Source organism: Nocardia sp. NPDC001965 (genome assembly GCF_053594175.1).
Map to the genome: position 1 here is coordinate 254,937 of NZ_JBSFDZ010000007.1, position 16,160 is coordinate 271,096.

At 67.1% G+C, this 16,160-nt stretch carries 14 protein-coding genes; 4 read left to right on the forward strand and 10 right to left on the reverse strand.

Features of this window, described 5'->3' with window-relative positions; translation table 11 throughout:
• Positions 1-338: 338 nt before the first annotated feature.
• The 3 genes from metE (at position 339) to ACWCPQ_RS14160 (ending at position 5,447) form a co-directional block, all read left to right on the forward strand.
• Positions 339-2,651, forward strand: a complete 2,313-nt coding sequence (gene metE / locus ACWCPQ_RS14150; protein ID WP_449898388.1) for a 5-methyltetrahydropteroyltriglutamate--homocysteine S-methyltransferase — start codon at positions 339-341, stop codon at positions 2,649-2,651.
• A gap of 69 nt (positions 2,652-2,720) precedes the next feature.
• The gene (locus ACWCPQ_RS14155; RefSeq protein ID WP_449898390.1) at positions 2,721-3,776 is read left to right on the forward strand and encodes an NAD(P)-dependent alcohol dehydrogenase; all 1,056 of its coding nucleotides are present in this window, start codon (positions 2,721-2,723) and stop codon (positions 3,774-3,776) included.
• A 546-nt stretch (positions 3,777-4,322) separates the two neighbouring features.
• Positions 4,323-5,447, forward strand: coding sequence for a S1C family serine protease (locus tag ACWCPQ_RS14160; protein ID WP_449898392.1), 1,125 nt, complete (start codon positions 4,323-4,325; stop codon positions 5,445-5,447).
• Positions 5,448-5,534: 87 nt separating this feature from the next.
• On the opposite strand, the gene ACWCPQ_RS14165 is transcribed toward ACWCPQ_RS14160, so the two are convergent.
• The 10 genes from ACWCPQ_RS14165 to ACWCPQ_RS14210 all read right to left on the reverse strand — a co-directional run bounded on the left by ACWCPQ_RS14165 (position 5,535) and on the right by ACWCPQ_RS14210 (position 13,936).
• Positions 5,535-6,068 (reverse strand): vitamin K epoxide reductase family protein, encoded by a 534-nt coding sequence (locus tag ACWCPQ_RS14165; protein WP_449898441.1) that lies wholly within the window; start codon positions 6,066-6,068, stop codon positions 5,535-5,537.
• A 29-nt stretch (positions 6,069-6,097) separates the two neighbouring features.
• Positions 6,098-6,844 carry a DsbA family protein gene (locus ACWCPQ_RS14170; protein WP_449898393.1) on the reverse strand — a complete coding sequence of 249 codons (747 nt, stop codon included), beginning with the start codon at positions 6,842-6,844 and terminating at the stop codon, positions 6,098-6,100.
• A 139-nt stretch (positions 6,845-6,983) separates the two neighbouring features.
• The gene (locus tag ACWCPQ_RS14175; RefSeq protein ID WP_449898395.1) at positions 6,984-7,829 is read right to left on the reverse strand and encodes a polyphosphate kinase 2 family protein; all 846 of its coding nucleotides are present in this window, start codon (positions 7,827-7,829) and stop codon (positions 6,984-6,986) included.
• A 12-nt stretch (positions 7,830-7,841) separates the two neighbouring features.
• Entirely contained in the window at positions 7,842-8,582 is a 741-nt protein-coding gene (locus ACWCPQ_RS14180) for an ESX secretion-associated protein EspG (RefSeq protein ID WP_449898398.1), read from the reverse strand.
• Positions 8,579-9,151 carry a hypothetical protein gene (locus tag ACWCPQ_RS14185; RefSeq protein ID WP_449898400.1) on the reverse strand — a complete coding sequence of 191 codons (573 nt, stop codon included), beginning with the start codon at positions 9,149-9,151 and terminating at the stop codon, positions 8,579-8,581. Before ACWCPQ_RS14185 ends, ACWCPQ_RS14180 begins: the two co-directional genes overlap by 4 nt.
• Positions 9,144-9,572, reverse strand: a complete 429-nt coding sequence (locus tag ACWCPQ_RS14190) for a hypothetical protein (protein ID WP_449898402.1) — start codon at positions 9,570-9,572, stop codon at positions 9,144-9,146. Before ACWCPQ_RS14190 ends, ACWCPQ_RS14185 begins: the two co-directional genes overlap by 8 nt.
• A gap of 186 nt (positions 9,573-9,758) precedes the next feature.
• Entirely contained in the window at positions 9,759-10,445 is a 687-nt protein-coding gene (locus tag ACWCPQ_RS14195; RefSeq protein ID WP_449898404.1) for a class I SAM-dependent methyltransferase, read from the reverse strand.
• Positions 10,442-11,683 carry a saccharopine dehydrogenase family protein gene (locus ACWCPQ_RS14200; RefSeq protein WP_449898406.1) on the reverse strand — a complete coding sequence of 414 codons (1,242 nt, stop codon included), beginning with the start codon at positions 11,681-11,683 and terminating at the stop codon, positions 10,442-10,444. Before ACWCPQ_RS14200 ends, ACWCPQ_RS14195 begins: the two co-directional genes overlap by 4 nt.
• 37 nt (positions 11,684-11,720) lie before the next feature.
• Positions 11,721-13,124 (reverse strand): ABC1 kinase family protein, encoded by a 1,404-nt coding sequence (locus tag ACWCPQ_RS14205; RefSeq protein ID WP_449898408.1) that lies wholly within the window; start codon positions 13,122-13,124, stop codon positions 11,721-11,723.
• 125 nt (positions 13,125-13,249) lie between these two features.
• On the reverse strand, positions 13,250-13,936 hold the full coding sequence (locus ACWCPQ_RS14210) for a TetR/AcrR family transcriptional regulator (protein WP_449898444.1): 687 nt from the start codon (positions 13,934-13,936) through the stop codon (positions 13,250-13,252).
• A gap of 712 nt (positions 13,937-14,648) precedes the next feature.
• Between ACWCPQ_RS14210 and ACWCPQ_RS14215 the strand changes: the two genes are divergently transcribed.
• Complete coding sequence (locus ACWCPQ_RS14215; protein WP_449898410.1) at positions 14,649-16,001, forward strand: DUF445 domain-containing protein; 1,353 nt, start codon at positions 14,649-14,651, stop codon at positions 15,999-16,001.
• Positions 16,002-16,160: the final 159 nt, after the last annotated feature.

Sequence of the window (16,160 nt, forward strand, 5' to 3'; positions counted from 1 at the left end):
GACGGGCCTCAACCTTTGAGGTGTCACGTAAAACTCGACTCGGAGGGTGCGTCGGCGGCTTTGGGCTCGGGGGGTTGCGTCGGCAGCTCTCGGCTCGGGTGGTTGTGTCGGTGGGGACAGAAGGTCGCATATTGCAGACGCGCTCGGGTAGCTCTCGTTCGAGGGTCGTAGGACGTAGCGTTTATCCGGATTGCCCGCATCCGAGGTCGGGGCCCGCCCCGGTTCTGGAGCGACGGAGCGATGGAGCGCAGCGACTGAGCGTAGGAGTGAAGAACCGGGGTCACGAGGGCCCCGACCCTGCGGCGCCGGAGGCGGCGCCATGAATACGGAGGTCGGCAATGGTCAACGTCGGTGAAGGGTTCGGCTCGAGTGTGCTCGGGTACCCCCGGATCGGTCCGCACCGTGAGCTGAAGCGCGCGCTCGAGGCTTACTGGCGCCAGGCGATCACCCGGGAAGAGCTGCGCGCGGTCGGACGCGATATCCAGGAGCAGCAGTTCCACGAGCTCGCCGCCACCGGGTTGACCCAGGTTCCGGGAAACACTTTCTCCTTCTATGACCATGTGCTGGACAACGCGCTGCTCTTCGGTGCCGTCCCCTCCCGTTTCGAGGAATACCGCAACGGGCTCGACCCGCTGGATTTCTATTTCCTGATGGCCCGCGGCCGACCCGATCTACCGCCACTGGAATTGGTTCGCTTCTTCGGCACGAATTACCACTATCGGCAGCCGGAACTCGATGCCGACACCGAATTCTCCCTGCACGCCGACGCCCTGCTCGATGAATGGGATCGGGCGATGGCCGAGGGGATCGAACAACGGCCGGTGGTGCTGGGTCCGGTGTCGTTGCTGCTGCTTTCCAAGGCAGGCAGTGTGCCCGGCGAATCCGCGGGCTTCGACACGATCGACCTGCTGGACCGGCTGCTACCGGTCTACGAGGAGCTGTTCGAGATCCTGGCCCGGCGCGGGGCCACCTGCGTGCAGTTGGACGAACCGTGTTTCACCGCCGAGCGTTCGGCCACCGAACTCGCGGCTTTCGAACGTGTCTACGACCGGCTGGCCAAGGCGCCGCTACGGCCGCGCATCCTGGTCACCGGCCAGTACGGTGATTTCGGGGAGGCCCTGCGGATTCTGGCCGGTACCGGAGTCGAGGCGATCGGCCTGGACCTCGCGACCTACCGTATCCGGCCCGAGGATCTGGCGAGTGTTCCCGGTATCCGGCGTAAAAGGCTGTACGCGGGGGTGATCAGCGGTACGAACGTGTGGCGGGCCGACCGTTACGTGACCCTGGAATATCTGAACGAACTCGCGAAGGTGTGCCCGGATCTGGTGGTTTCCACCGGCACCACACTGCTGCACGTGCCCTACGATGTGCTCGCCGAATACGAAATCCCCGGAAATGTGGCCGATCGGCTCGCATTCGCGAAGCAGAAAGTCGGCGAAGTCGTCTCCCTGGCGAAAGCGCTCACCGAGGGACCCTCGGACAAATGGCGTAAACGTCCCGGCGAAGTGCATTTCAAACAGAAGCACGCCGTGCGGCAGCGGGTCTACGCCATCACCCCGCAGATGCGCGAACGCGCTCCCTATGCCGAGCGCCGGGCGGCGCAGCAGGAGAAACTGCGACTGCCGCTGGTGCCGGCCACCACGCTCGGGTCGTACCCGCAGAGCGTCGAAGCGCGGCAGGCCCGCCACCAGCTCGGTGAGGGGCGGTTGTCCTACGACGAATACCGCAAGAAGATCGAGGCGGAGATCGCCGCGACGATCGCGTTGCAGGAAGATATCGGTCTCGACGTGCTGGTGCACGGTGAACACGAGCGCAACGACATGATCCAGTACTTCGCCGAACTGCTGGACGGTTTCGCCACCACCCATTTCGGCTGGGTGCAGGTGTACGGGTCGCGCTGTGTGCGGCCGCCGATCATCTACGGCGATGTGTCGCGGCCGGCCCCGATGTCGGTGGACTGGATCACCTATGCGCAGTCGCTGACCGATAAACCGGTGAAAGGTATGGTCACCGGCCCCGTCACCATGGTGGCGCGCTCGTTCGTGCGGCAGGACCAGCCGCTCTACGAGACGGCCGATCAGGTGGCACTGGCCATCCGCGACGAGGTCGTCGATCTGGAGCGGGCCGGGATAGGCATCATCCAGGTCGACGAACCGGCACTGCGGGAGCTGTGGCCGGCCCGCCCCGAAGGCCGCGCCGAATACCTGCGATGGGCCATCGGTGCCTTCCGCCTCGCCACCTCCGGCGTGGCGCCGGCGACCCAGATCCACACCCATATCCCGTACTCGGGGCGCACGGAGATCGTGGAGGCTATCGAGCAGTTGGACGCCGACGTGACGGCCGTCGTCGCCACCCGGTCCATCGAATGGGTGCTGAAAGCACTGGAAGAGGATTACGCCTCCGGCCACGGCCCGAGCCACGGGGTCGGCCCGGGTGTGTACGAGAGTCGTTCGGCCCGGATCCCGGATATCGACGAACTGGACGAACTGCTGACCGCCGCCGCGGCGGCAGTGGGGCCGGACCGGGTCTGGGCGAACCCCGACGGTGGCCTCAAGACCCGTCACCACTGGCAACTCGATCCGGCTCTGCGCAATATGGTCGCCGCGGCCCGCCGCGTTCGCCGTCGCGTGGAGTCGGTGCGCGAGGAATAGCGTTCCGCCGGCCACACTGTCCGGACCGGACGTTGGCAAATACCGGTATGCGACGGTAGGCATGGACGCATGAGTAATGCTGTAGCCGCCTACGCGATGGCCGGACCCGACGCTGCTTTCGAGAAGGTCACCATCGAGCGGCGCGAACTCGGGCCCGACGATGTCCTGATCGATATCGCATACGCCGGTATCTGCCATTCCGATATCCACACCGCTCGTGATGAATGGGGTGGTGCGGCTTATCCGTGCGTTCCGGGACACGAGATCGCGGGCACCGTCGCGGCCGTGGGTTCGGCGGTCACCCGGCACCGCGTCGGTGACCGGGTGGGGGTCGGCTGCATGGTGGATTCCTGTGGGAAGTGCGAGCCTTGCCTGGCGGGCGAGGAGCAGTTCTGTACCCGGGGCGCGGTGATGACCTACAACACGCGCGTGCCGGAGGAAGTGCAGCCCGGCGGGCACACCATGGGCGGATACGCCAAGCAGATCGTGGTGACCGAGAACTTCGTGGTCGCCGTCCCGGAGGGAATCGATCTGTCGGTGGCCGCACCGCTGTTGTGCGCCGGAATCACGTTGTATTCGCCCTTACGGCAATGGGGTGCCGGACCCGGAAAAAGGGTCGCGATCATCGGAATGGGCGGGCTCGGTCATATCGGGGTGAAAATCGCGGCGGCGCTGGGCGCCGAGGTCACGGTACTGAGCCATTCGCTGAGCAAACAGGAAGACGGGAAGCGATTCGGTGCCCACCACTATTACGCGACCAGCGACAAGCAGGTTTTCCGGGAGCTGCGCAGCAGCTTCGATCTCGTCATCAACACCGTATCCGCGGATCTGCCGATCAACGACTATATGAAGCTGCTGCGGCTGGACGGGACGCTGGTCGTTCTGGGGTTGCCCGAAGCGCCGCTCGAGGTGCAGGCCCGGGTGCTGGCCGGTCGCCGCCGGTCGCTGGCCGGTTCGATGATCGGCGGTATCGGACAAACGCAGGAGATGCTGAATTTCTGCGCCGAACACGGAATCGGGGCGGAAATCGAGTTGATTTCTGCGGACGAGATCGACGGCGCATATGACCGGGTGGTGGCCAGTGATGTGCGGTATCGGTTCGTCATAGACGCCGCGACGATCTGACGATTTCCGGCCGATCGCGATACCGCGCCGATCCCCGGAATGCGGTTTCGATCGGTGGACGTCGAACAATCGGTCACCGTCGAACAATGGGGATTCCAGGCCTTCCGGTGCAATTCTCCACACTGTGGAGAACGCTGTGGAAAACCCGGTCCCGGGGTGTGGATGAAGACCGCGGGCTTGTGGATGGACGACGCACCGGAACGGCACGCATACCGGAAATCTATTGATTCGGTTTCCACCGGATAACGGACCGGTAGTTTTTCCCGCGCCGGTCCCGGGCCGGGGATTCCGGGCAGACACCGACATCCGGGCGGGTTTTCGGTCGAACGGTGTAAAGCGTCGCCGGGGCGACGTGACGTGGATGTGACCGTGGCAGGCCCGGAGTAACGAATCCACACGTATCCGGCCGATCTTTCCCCAGGCTCCGCCGTGCCTGTGGATAACTGTGGATACCTGTGGATAACTTCTCCCATGCTGCGAAACCGGGCAGCCACGCGGCAATCGGGGCGACAATGGTCCTGATCGGCTGCGGCAGCGGGAGGCTCCTTGGACAACCAGTGGCAGGGCACCGGCTCCGGCCGACCCACCGGCGGGGGCCGTGTGCTCATCACCGTCTTCGCCGCTGTGCTCGCGTTGGCTGCACTGTTCGGCTATCGGGGCGAACTGCCCGGCCTCCCGCAACCGGGCCGCAGTGCCGTCGTCGCGCCGGTACGGCCCGCGCTCCGGCCTCCGTTGAACGCCGGTGAGCTCACCCGTGGCCTGTCCCCGGTACTGGTGAACATCACCGCCGCCGCCCGGCCGTTCGGTGCCGCGGCCGCCGGGTCCGGCATCGTTCTCACCGGCGAAGGCCAGGTCCTCACCAGCCATCATGTCGTGAAGGGCGCGAAAACCGTCCGGGTCAGCCGCGTGGCCGACGGCGCCGTGTACACCGCCCAGGTGCTCGGCTACGACGCTCACGCCGATATCGCTCTGCTCTCGCTGACCGGCGCCCACGGGTTGGCCACCGCGCGGATCGGCAGTTCCGCCGGACTCCGGGTTCGCGACGAGGTGCTGGCCGTAGGCAATGCGGGCGGTAGCGGTACGGCGACCGCGGTCACCGGGGAGATCAGCGATCTGGACAGCACGATCATGGCGCTGAACCAGCAGGATCTGTCCCGGCAGGCGCTCACCGGAATGCTCGAGATCGAAGCCGCCGTCAGCGCCGGCCAGTCCGGTGGCGCACTCACCGATCACACCGGCGCGGTCGTCGGCGTGATCGCCGCCGCGTCGGGGAGCCGGGACCCGCCACCCGGCGGGGCCACCGATCCGCCGAACGGCTACGCGGTGCCGATCGACGCCGCCATGCGGATCGTGCGGCAGATCCGGTCCGGAACCCCCACCGAATCCGTGCACATCGGCCCCACTGCCACGCTGGGTGTCCTGATCTCCGATGCCCGGCCGCACGGCGCCCGCGTCGATATGGCGATCCAGGGGCTGCCCGCGCAGACCGCCGGCCTGGTGGCCGGGGAGATCATCACCTCGGTGGACGGTCGCGCCGTCACCAGCGCCCGCGCCCTGCGCGCCGTGATCGACACTCACAAACCCAGCGAAACCGTGCGGCTGGGCGTGCGGGCACCGGACGGCGCCGAACGGGTCGTGGCGGTGGAACTGGCGACCGGCACACCGGGCTAGGCGTCCGCCGCCTTCACCGCGGCTCACCGGGCACCGTTCGCAGGCGAGCTTCGCCCGACCGCATCCGCACGACGCGCCGGTCGCGAGTCAGAACAGTGACAGCCAGTAGTCCTGGAAGCGCAGGAACACCAGCACCAGCACCACCGCGTAGAACACCGCGACGAACGTCCAGCGCCATTCCGCGACCACCCGCAGTGCGCCCCGGTCGTTACCCCACAGCTGCTCGGTGATCACCGCGAGCAGCGGTGTGATGATCGCCCAGACCACCATGCAGTACGGGCACAGCGCATTGATGCGGTAGAGGCTCTGGAAGATCAGCCAGCAGATGAACAGCGTGCCCGCAGCAGTCCCCAGCCACAGCCCGGTCCAGATCCATCGTGGCAGCACCACACCCGCGACCGACAGCACCCCGAGCGTGACCACCACCGAGAACCCCGTCACGCCGATGATCGGGTTCGGGAATCCGAGTACCGCCGCCTGATCGGTGGCCATCACCGAACCGCAGGACAGCACCGGGTTCAAGCTGCACGAGGGTACGTAGCCGGGCTCGCTGAGCAGTTTGAAATCTTCGACGAGCAGGACGAACGCGGCGATCCAGCCTGCCAGTCCGCACAGGAGCATCGTCCAGGCGGCAGGCGGTGAAGTCCGGATCACCGGCCCGCAGCCGCCTGGATCGCGGCCGCCAGCGGTGCGGTGTCGAACTTCTGCCCGCTCGGGTCGGCGGTGAGTTTCACCTTTTCACCGTTGACGAAGACCGTCGGGGTTCCGTCGATGCCCTCTGCCAGCGATTCCTTGGATTTCGCGGCGACGAAGCCGTCGTATTTCCGGTCGGCGATGCAATCGGCGATGCTGGGATCGGTATAGCCCGCCTGCTGTGCGATGGCGACGAGCTGCTCGTCGGTCAGGCCGGCGCCACCCTCGGGCGGCTGCTGCTGGAACATCAGCTTCAACCAGTCCTGATATTTGTCGGTGCCGGTCTCGGCCACACAGTAGGACGCGTTCGCCGCGCGAGTGGAGTACTCGGTGCTGGACATCTTGTCCAGGTAACCCACGATGTTGTACTCGACCGCGGCGCTACCGTCTGCCACGGACTTGCTCAGCAGGTCGGCATGGTCGGCCTCGAACTGCTTGCAGACCGGGCACTGCATATCCGCGACGATCCGCACGGTCGCCTTCGCGTCCGGCTGCCCGATCCGGATGGCGCCGTTCTCGGTGGCAACCGCCGGGACGGGGCCCACATCGTCGGAACCGGAGTTCCGCACGGCCAGGCCGATACCGATCGCCGCGACCAGTGCCACGAGTACGACGGCCACACCGACCTGGATCGCGATCTTGCGGTTGCGGTCCGCGCGCGCGCCCGCCGCCAGCGGATTGGGTCGCCCGGGGTTTTTGCTCACCGTGCGTTCACCACGCCTTTCCCTCGCCTCGCTGCCCCGGCCGTAGGTAGGTTCGCCGAGGGGCGCCGGGGTTCCCGGCACACCGCCCCATCATTGCCCGGCTTGCTGAGAGTTTCCATAACTCACGCGCCCGAGTCGGTCAGGCGGTGTCGAGGCGGCGCAGTTCGGCGGCCGGATCGAAGGTCGCCGGCGGCCAGCTCAGCTCCAGCTTCTCGAGCGCTTCGATGAGCAGTTCGCTGACAGCCAGTCGCGAATACCATTTCGCGTCGGCGGGCAATACGTACCAGGGCGCGTGATCGGTGGACGTGCGGTCCAGCAGATCCTGGTAGGCGTGCTGGTAGGCGGGCCAGTAGGCGCGTTCGTCGATATCGCCGGGATCGAACTTCCAGTACTTGTCCGGCCTTTCCAGCCGTTCCCGCAACCTTTTCTTCTGTTCGTCGAGCGAAACGAACATCGCGACCTTCACCAGGGTTGTCCCGGCTTCGGCCAGTTCCTGCTCGAAATCGTTGATCTCGGTGTAGCGCTGCTGCCAGACGGCCTCCGGTACGAGTTCGTGGACGCGCGCCACCAGGACGTCCTCGTAGTGCGAGCGGTCGAAAACACCCAGCTGACCGCCCCGTGGGAGCTGTTTGCGGATACGCCACAGGAAGTGGTGCCGCTTTTCTTCCTCGGTCGGGACACCGAAGGCAGCGTGATCGACGCCCTGCGGGTCGACCGAGCCGATGACATGGCGCACGATGCCGCCCTTACCGGCGGTGTCCATTCCCTGCAACACCAGCAGGACACTGCGGTTGTCCCCGGAGCGGCCGTTGGCGTACAGCTTCTCCTGCAGACCGGCCAGAACCTTGCCGCGTTCGCTCAGCAGCTGTTCCCCGTCCTTCTTGCGACCGGGGAATCCGGGTTTGGCAGAAGTGTCGATATCGCCGACGCGCAGGCCGTCGGCGCGCAGGGCCCGGCTCGCGGGAATCTTCCAGTGCTCGGACATCGGACAGAACTATCACAATCCGGGCGTGCTGCCGCGGATACGGGCCAGGCTCTGCAGATTGTCGGCGAAATCGGAATCGCTGACCGGCGCGAGGACCAGGACATCGGCGGTGGTCAGGAGGTAGCGGCCATCGTCGCGGATATCGAGCCAGCTGCGGTGCAGGGTGGGTGGGGACATGGGGTCGTCGGGGGCCACCGTGACGGTGATGAAACCCCGCGAGTCGACGGGTTCACGCAGCGTCGCGCGGAACCGCGCGGCGTCGCCGTTCCCGTCGACGGTGGGTATCGGGGCATCGGTGAGCACTGCGTCCTGGGGTTGGTGGAACGGGCCGTGGGCCCCGGGCCGGGCCGATCCGATGAGCTGCACCAATCGGCCCCCCAGGTCCTGGGCATGGCACATGTGGACCATGACCTTCGTGGGCGTGGCGTGCAGAACAGCGGCGTGGTGATCGATGACGGCGGCGAAACCGAGGATCTGCTCGGTATGCGGCTGATCACCGTCGCGAACGGGTGCCGGTCGTTCGCCGGAGATAGTGACCGAGGTGGCGTCCGGGCGGGCGCAGAGCATGAGCGCGGCTGCCAGATCTGGGTCGGCCTGTCTGGCGAACCGCTGTGGTAATCGCAGGGCATCCAGTTCGGATTCGGTTCGGACATTGCTCGCCGGTGCCAGATTCACCGGATAGGGCCGGCGGTCCAGGCTCGTCTCATTGGCCCAGACGTAACTGAATTCGTCCGGGGTCAGAATCCATTTCACCGGCTCGGGCTCCCGCCGCCCACACCGGTGGTGTCGGGGAACCGGGGGACCCGATCACCGGAAGCCGGGAGCGTAGGGGTGTAGATCGTGGTCATCGCGTCCTGCGCATCGGCCGTGGCCGCGGCGGCGGCGATATCGTGGTCCATCCGGCGGCGCCCGCCGTGTACGGCCTCGGCGGCCGGATCGTCGAGTGGCCGGTACGGCTGCGGCGGGGCCAGCGCCGACCGGAGCGTCTGCGCCGCTTCGGTATTGCCCTCCATGAGATGTTGCAGCGCTCGGCACGCCTCGTGGGTTTCGCTGCCACGGATGATGAATTCCCGGGTCGCCTGGCGGGCCGCGCTCGCCGAATGGCCCGACCAGCGGTCGAATTCGCGCCGGGCGGTATCGGTGAACGCGGTGAAGGCCTCGGCCACCGCGTCCGCGTTCGACTTCCACGCCGCCGCCGCTTCGCCGAGCACGCCGGGGTCGAGTACTTCGTGCACCCGGTCCCAGATTTCCTGATGGGTGAAACTGCCGAAACATTCGCGTTCCGGGGCGTAGGGCGGGTCCGTTTCGGCGGATTCAGCCATGGCCGTCCTGTTCGTGGCGGTCGTGGTCGGAGCCGGCACGATCCGCCACCACCGCGAGTGCGGCGCGGTTGGCGAGATCGGCTTCGGCGAGTTTGCCCGCGGCAGCGAGATAGGCGGCCTTGAAGCAGAGTGCCGTCTCCTGCAGGGCGGTGAGGGTCGCGAGGTATTCCCCTGCCTTACCGCGGAATCCGGCCGCGAGCGCATTTCCGGTGGGTAGATCGGGGAATCCCGCGGTGCCGTTCGTTTCGGCGATCCGGTACCCGCCGAGCCGGGCAGCCTCCAGTTCGGCCACCAGGGTGTCGCAGGCATGCGCCAACCGCAGGGCGACATCTTCGGCAAGGGTGAACGAATCCGTCGCGCCGGCCGTGGCCGCACGGTACAACCGGCGAGCCGTACTCTGACCCACCTCCGGCACCGACATCTGGAATCCCCCTTCCGGCCCGTGGGTACGCACCGTGACTCTACCGACGAGTAGCGGTGCACGCGTGGGAAAACCCGCCGGTCATAGGGATTCGGCTGTGAATTGGCGCACCCGCAGCGGACTGCGGGCAGCGGCGGATCGAGAGGTGGCAACGGGTCGGGCAATTCGTCTCGCGGCGCGGATCCGTCAGACCCCGCGGCCGGATACCGCGGGCCGGGCCGTTCCCCGGCCGGCCGCCCCGGCGACAGGTCGGGTAGCGGTCACGTACTGGAAGAAACGATGGACCCGCTGATCGATATCGACCAGCCCGGCCGCCGTGAACAGATCCGGGAACGTACGGTCGCCGAACATCCGCAGTCCACTCACCGCCGCGGTGACCCGGGTCAGTTCGCCGAGCAGATTGTCCGGCCGGTGGCTGGTGGTGATGGCGATCCGGCCGCCGGGCGCCAGCACCCGGATCATCTCCCGGGCCGCGACCAGCGGATCGGGGATCAGATACAGCGCGCCGAAACAGCACACCGCGTCGAAGCTCCCGTCCGCGAACGGCAGATAGCGGGCATCGCCGCGGACGTATCCGGCGCGCGGGCCCTCGTTGTCGGCGCGGGCGCGGGCCAGCATGGGTGGTGAGAAGTCGATACCGGTGACGAAGCCGTCGGCCGGTACGTGCTCGCTCAGGAATCGGGTGAAATTACCGGGCCCGCAGGCGATGTCCAGGACCCGGTGCGCGCGGCCGAGCTGCAGGGAATCCACCGCGAAACGGCGGTCGGATTCGGTGGTGCGGCCGGTGGCCAAGTAGAAAACCGTGGGCCGCCAGACCCGTTCGTAGACCGCCGCCAGTGCGGGGGCGTTCATGGTGCGCCGAGCGAGATTCATCCCAGTGGCTCGACATCGATCGTCATCCCGGCCGCGCGCAGGCGTTCGGTCAATGCGTCGCCCATGGCCGCGGCGGGGGTCAGCACCCCGGCGAGTTCGGGTTTCTCGTCGAAGGCCAGCGCGAGACCGCTCTCGCCGAGCATGACCGCGGTGGCCTTGTACCCGGGATCGCCGAGTCCGGCGAAATCGGCACGGTATCGGGCACCCGACGAGGTCCGGGTGTAGGTGCGCATGCGGAACCAGCCGCTCTCCCGCGTCGACTCGCTGGGGCCGGTGCCCGGCGCGGGCAGGATCCGGTCGAGGACCGCCCGCCCGGCACCGAACCGGGAGAGCAGACCGCCGATCGCCATCCCGGCGACGACACCCCCGGAGATACCCGCGGCGATCACCGGTGCCAGCCGGGAGGATCCGGCACCCATGGTTTCGCGGTAGCGGAAGTTCTTGCCGTATACCCAGCCCAGCAGGCCGTTGCTGCGGCGCACGATCTTGGTGTTGTGCGAGGCCATCACGAAGGTACCGAGCCAGCCGTCGAGGCTCGGGTCGATATCGCCGGCGCGCTGGAAGGTGAGGTCGGTCTGGCGGCCCACATCCGGTTCCAGGGATTTGTCGGGGCTCAGCGAGTACGGGTGGCTCAGTACCGCGCCCTTCGATTTGTCCGCCGCGACCGCCTCCATCATCGCGCGCCCGGAATCGATGGTGCCGCCGCTGACTCCGCCGCGCAGTGTCGCGATCAGGGTGGTGTCACCGAGTTCGCCGGTATTGTCCGAGACGGTACGCCGGTAGAGCTGATAGACGCTCAGATCCGAAGGGACCGAATCGTAACCGCACGAGTTCACGATCTTGGCGCCGGTGCTCGCGGCCTCCTCGTGGTACTTGTCGATGGCGTCGCGGATGAACAGCGGTTCGCCGGTGAGGTCCGCGTAATGGGTACCGGCCTTCGCGCAGGCGGCGACCATCGGCATCCCGTAGCGCAGGTACGGGCCGACTGTGGTGATCACGGCGGTGGTCCGGGCGGCGAGGGCGTCCATCGACTCCTGGTCGGTGGAATCGGCCACCACCAGACCCCAGTCCGCGGCGCCGATCTCGTCGCGGACGGCGGCGAGTTTGTCCGCCGAGCGGCCGGCGAGCGCGATTCGAGCTCCCGCCGGCGCCGCGCCCAGCAGATACTGGGCGGTGAGTTTGCCGACGAAGCCGGTGGCGCCGAATACGACGAGATCGAATTCGCGTGTGTCCGTCATGGATCGAACCCCTTGAATGTGTGTTGGTGCGGCGGCGCTAACCCGTGCGCCGCTTGCCGCGCTTGGCGGGCCGGCGCTGGGCCAGCCACTGTCGATGGATTCGGCCGAGTTCGGTGTCCGGTTCGTCGCCGTACAACCATTCCCGGGCGATGCGATGCCAATTGGCGGTCGCCTCGAGCTGACCCAGCATGCCGAAGGTCAGGAAATCGGCCCGCCGCGAGAACAGATGCTCCGGGGGCAGATTCTGTTGTTTCATACCGGAGAACTCACTGGACCGCGGGTCCACGGCCAGCAGGAACGCACCGCTGGCGAGTTCCGGGGTGATGGTGAGTTCCTGGTCCACCAGACACCACTCGGAGGCCGAGAGGACGTATTCGAGACATTCCTCGACGCCGATCTCGTCCTCGGAATCGATGACACCGCGCTGGATCATCAGTTCGCGTAGATCCTCGCCCCGGTCCTCGGCGGCCGCGCACAGGCAGATCGCCTCGAACCGGACGTGTTCGGGATCCATCCGGTTGAACAGCCCGAAATCCAGGAACCCGACCCGGCCGTCCGCGGCGAGCAGCACATTGCCCGGATGCGGGTCCCCGCAGAACTCGTTGAAATCGAACAGCGACCCGACGTAGAAGCGATAGATGATCTCGCCGACCCGGTCGCGTTCGGCCCGCGGCATCTTGCGGACATCCTCGAACGCGGTGCCCGCCAGATATTCGGTGACCAGTACCCGCCGTGTGCTGTGCTCGAGGACCGGCCGCGGCACGACGACGAACGGATGGTCGGCGTACAGCGCCGCGATGTCCTGCTGGGTTTCGGCCTCGATGTGATAGTCGAGTTCGGCTTCCATGTTCAACCGCAGTTCGTCGAGGACCGCGGGGGTCACCCACGGCATCGCCGACTGCAGCACCCGGCGGAACATGTTCAGATTCTTCAGATCGGCCCGGACCGCCGCGTCTATCCCCGGGTACTGCACCTTCACCGCGACCTGGCGGCCGTCGTGCAGCCGGGCCAGATAGACCTGGCCGATGGAGGCGGCCGCGATGGCCCGGGGTTCGAATTCGGCGAACACCGCGTCCAGCGGCTGTCCGTAGTCTTCCTCGATCACCGCGCGCATCGCCTCGAACGACACCGAGGGCGCGGCGTTGCGCAGCACCGCCAGCCGTTTCTGGAAGCGTTCGCGATGTTCCGGTGGCACCAGGTCCAGATCCAGTACCGACATCATCTGGCCCAGTTTCATGGCCACGCCCTTCATGGTGCCCAGCACCATGACCAGCTGTTCGGTACTGCGGAGGATGGATTCCTCGGCCATCCGGGCGCGCACGGCCTCCGACCGCCCACGCATCGAAATCCGGGCGCGTTGCCTGCGCATCATCGAGCCGGCCGCGACAGCACCCAGTTTGGTGCCGCGGGTCAGCCGGGATGTCGGCACTTGTTTCGCCATCGAGGTACCTCCGTTGGTGCCGACGCGCGCCTACGACGACAGAAGAACACAGCCGGTTCCTCGTCACCGCACGGGATCAGACTAGCCAAACAGGCCCGGATGTCGAGCCCGGTGCACGCGCCGGCTCAGACGGCCTGGTCGTCGAGGGAGACAGGGGGCAGCACATGCTCCTGCTCGGCGAACCTGGTCCGCGAACCACCCGCCCGGGCCATCCCCTCGATGGCACTCCACACCATCATCGTGAGGTAATCGATGACCTCTTCGCGGGGCAGGGTCTTGTGCATGGTCCACCAGTGCGTCGCGAGCTGGATGCCGCCCACCAGCACATACGACCACAGCATGACGCCTTCGGTCTCGATCCCGCGCTCGCTGCCGCGTTCGGTGATCGCCGCAGCGACCACCTCCGCGAACAGTCGCTCGAAATCGGCCAGCGAGGACGGATCGCCGGAACCGGTCCCCATGATGAACCGGTAGACCTCGGGATCCTCGTCGACCGCGCCCACGTACTCGGCCAGCGCCGAGCGCACCAGCTGGTACTCGTCGGCATCGAGACTGATCGCACCGTAGACACGCGGCATCAGCGTTATTTCGATGAACCGCTGCATCGCGGCATTCACCAGGTCGTTCTTATCCGAGAAGTACCGGTACAGGACGGTCTTCGACACGCCGATCTCGGCCGCGATCTCGTCCATTCCGGCATTCCCGCCGCGCGTGCGCACCGCGGCCAGCGTGCCGTCGACCAGTTCCTCCCGTCGGTCGATCTTGTGCTGCCGCCAGCGGCGCTTACGACCGTCGGTCCGCGGGGTACGCACCGGCGCCGATCGATCGGCGGATTTCCCGATATCGAGCAGGTCTTCGGTGGACAGCGTGGGCTCCTCGGTCGGACGGTTCACGTGCGTTCCACTCTAGGCCCCATCCCCGCCCAGGTGGTTCGTTTGGTCCCGGTAGGCACGGACGGGCGCTCCCATGGGTATGGACCGGCACTCCGGCCGTCCGGAGAAAGCGCCGGCCGTCCGGAGACGGCAGTCGCCGGGCACCAGCCGTGCTGTGAGCCTACCCACGCCGGCCGTGGTGTCGGCATATCCGCAAGAGCAGAACCCACTCTTCACCACATGCACCTCCGCCGGAGCCCGACTACCTCGGCGTCCGGGCACCCGGACAACGGATCGCGCTCGGCCGCTCCGCCCTTCCTGTGTCGGCCGGAGGACCGACTTCGAGCACTGCATCTGCACCGTCGCCCAGCTAACCGAAGGCCCAGGTCACCGAAGCGGGTCCGACCCGACGACGCCTTGCTGGGCACTGACGACACCTTGCTGGGCCCCGCGGAACAAGGACTGCTCCTCCCGGCGGATTCCACCTTCCGTCCACCCGGACGGTCCACCTCCGTGGTCGGGGCCCGCCCCGGTTCTGGAGCGACGGGGCGGGGGAGCGAAGCGGAGGAGCGCAGGAGTGAAGAACCGGGGTCACGAGGGCCCCGACCCCGCGCTGCCGGAGGCAGCGCCATGAACACAGCAGAATGGAGGTATGGAGAAAGCGACCGGTAGTAGCGCGGTGCTCGAATCCGCTGCTGGGGTGTCCGCCCCCGGCAGCCCGGCCGAACCACCGGGCGTATTCGCCACCCTCACCGACGACGCGGCCAAACGCCGGGACCTGTGGCGGATGAAGGCTGTCGCCACCGGGCTGCTCGCCGTCGCCACCATCATCTACCTGGTGTGCCGGTGGCTGGAGTCACGCGGCGGGGCCGGCGACTGGGTGGGTTATGTGCGGGCGGCGTCCGAGGCGGGCATGGTCGGCGCCCTGGCCGACTGGTTCGCGGTGACCGCGCTGTTCCGGCATCCGCTCGGTCTGCCGATCCCGCACACCGCCATCATCCGCCGGAAGAAGGATCAACTCGGCGCCAGCCTGGGCGATTTCGTGGGGACCAATTTCCTCTCCCCGGAGGTGGTCACGGCGAAGGTCAACTCCGCGCAGATCCCGTGGCGGGTCGGGCGCTGGATGGCCGGGCCCGGCAATGCCGCCCGGGTGGCCGACGAGAGTTCGACCATCCTGCGCGCGGTCGTGGGGGTACTGCGCGACGAAGATGTCGAACAGGTCATCGACAACACCATCGTGAAGCGGATCGCCGAACCGCTGTGGGGGCCGCCGATCGGCCGGGTTCTCTCCGAACTGCTGGCCGACAACCGGCAGCTGCCCCTGCTGGACCTGCTCGCCGAGCGCGCCCACCAATGGGCGCTGGGCAGCCAGGAGACGATCGACCGGATAGTGAACGGTGAGGCGCCGCAGTGGGCGCCGAAGTTCGTGAACGTGCTGCTTTCGGAGAAGGTGTACCGGGAACTGGTCGAATTCACCTGGAAGGTGCGTTCCACTCCCGACCACGAGGTCCGGCTGGCCGCCAACCGTTTCCTGGAAGAATTCGCCCACGACCTGCAGTACGACGAAACGATGATCGCCAAGGCCGAACGGATCAAAACCGAGATCATGGGCCGGGAGGAGATCACCGGACTGGCCGAAGCGACCTGGCGGGCCGCCAAACGGCTCATCCTGGAATCCGCCGACGACCCGAACAGCACCCTGCGGCGCAAGGTCGCGGAGAACGTGCAACAGCTGGGTGAACGGCTGCGCGACGATACCGAGACCCGCGCCAAGGTCGACGGCTGGATCGAGCGCGGAGCACGCTATCTGGCGGCCAACTATGCCGACGAGATCGCCACCATCGTCAGCGATACGGTGGCCCGCTGGGACGCGGAGGAGGCGAGCAAGAAGATCGAAGTCCAGGTGGGGCGGGATCTGCAGTTCATCCGGATCAACGGCACTGTGGTCGGCAGTTTGGCGGGGTTGGCGATCTATACGGTGTCGCAGCTGATGTTCGGGGGGTGAGTGCTGACCTGCTCGTGAAGGTGCTGTGTTTTCGGCGCGCTGGCGCGCGCGGGGTTGAGGCCCCCTTGGTCTCGCCGTTCAGGCCTCGAGACTCGCGCCTTCGGCGCATGCGCGCACCGGCCGGCGCCGTCCCGGTGCGCAGTGTCGAATCCGCCGATC

What these genes read in the sequence shown, in the direction of transcription:
- ACWCPQ_RS14155 (WP_449898390.1), top strand. Translation starts at nt 2,721, where the DNA reads ATGAGTAATGCTGTAGCCGCCTACGCGATGGCCGGACCCGACGCTGCT.
- ACWCPQ_RS14195 (WP_449898404.1), bottom strand. Translation starts at nt 10,445, where the DNA reads ATGAATCTCGCTCGGCGCACCATGAACGCCCCCGCACTGGCGGCGGTC.
- metE (WP_449898388.1), top strand. Translation starts at nt 339, where the DNA reads ATGGTCAACGTCGGTGAAGGGTTCGGCTCGAGTGTGCTCGGGTACCCC.
- ACWCPQ_RS14165 (WP_449898441.1), bottom strand. Translation starts at nt 6,068, where the DNA reads ATGCTCCTGTGCGGACTGGCAGGCTGGATCGCCGCGTTCGTCCTGCTC.
- ACWCPQ_RS14215 (WP_449898410.1), top strand. Translation starts at nt 14,649, where the DNA reads ATGGAGAAAGCGACCGGTAGTAGCGCGGTGCTCGAATCCGCTGCTGGG.
- ACWCPQ_RS14185 (WP_449898400.1), bottom strand. Translation starts at nt 9,151, where the DNA reads ATGGCTGAATCCGCCGAAACGGACCCGCCCTACGCCCCGGAACGCGAA.
- ACWCPQ_RS14205 (WP_449898408.1), bottom strand. Translation starts at nt 13,124, where the DNA reads ATGGCGAAACAAGTGCCGACATCCCGGCTGACCCGCGGCACCAAACTG.
- ACWCPQ_RS14175 (WP_449898395.1), bottom strand. Translation starts at nt 7,829, where the DNA reads ATGTCCGAGCACTGGAAGATTCCCGCGAGCCGGGCCCTGCGCGCCGAC.
- ACWCPQ_RS14190 (WP_449898402.1), bottom strand. Translation starts at nt 9,572, where the DNA reads ATGTCGGTGCCGGAGGTGGGTCAGAGTACGGCTCGCCGGTTGTACCGT.
- ACWCPQ_RS14200 (WP_449898406.1), bottom strand. Translation starts at nt 11,683, where the DNA reads ATGACGGACACACGCGAATTCGATCTCGTCGTATTCGGCGCCACCGGC.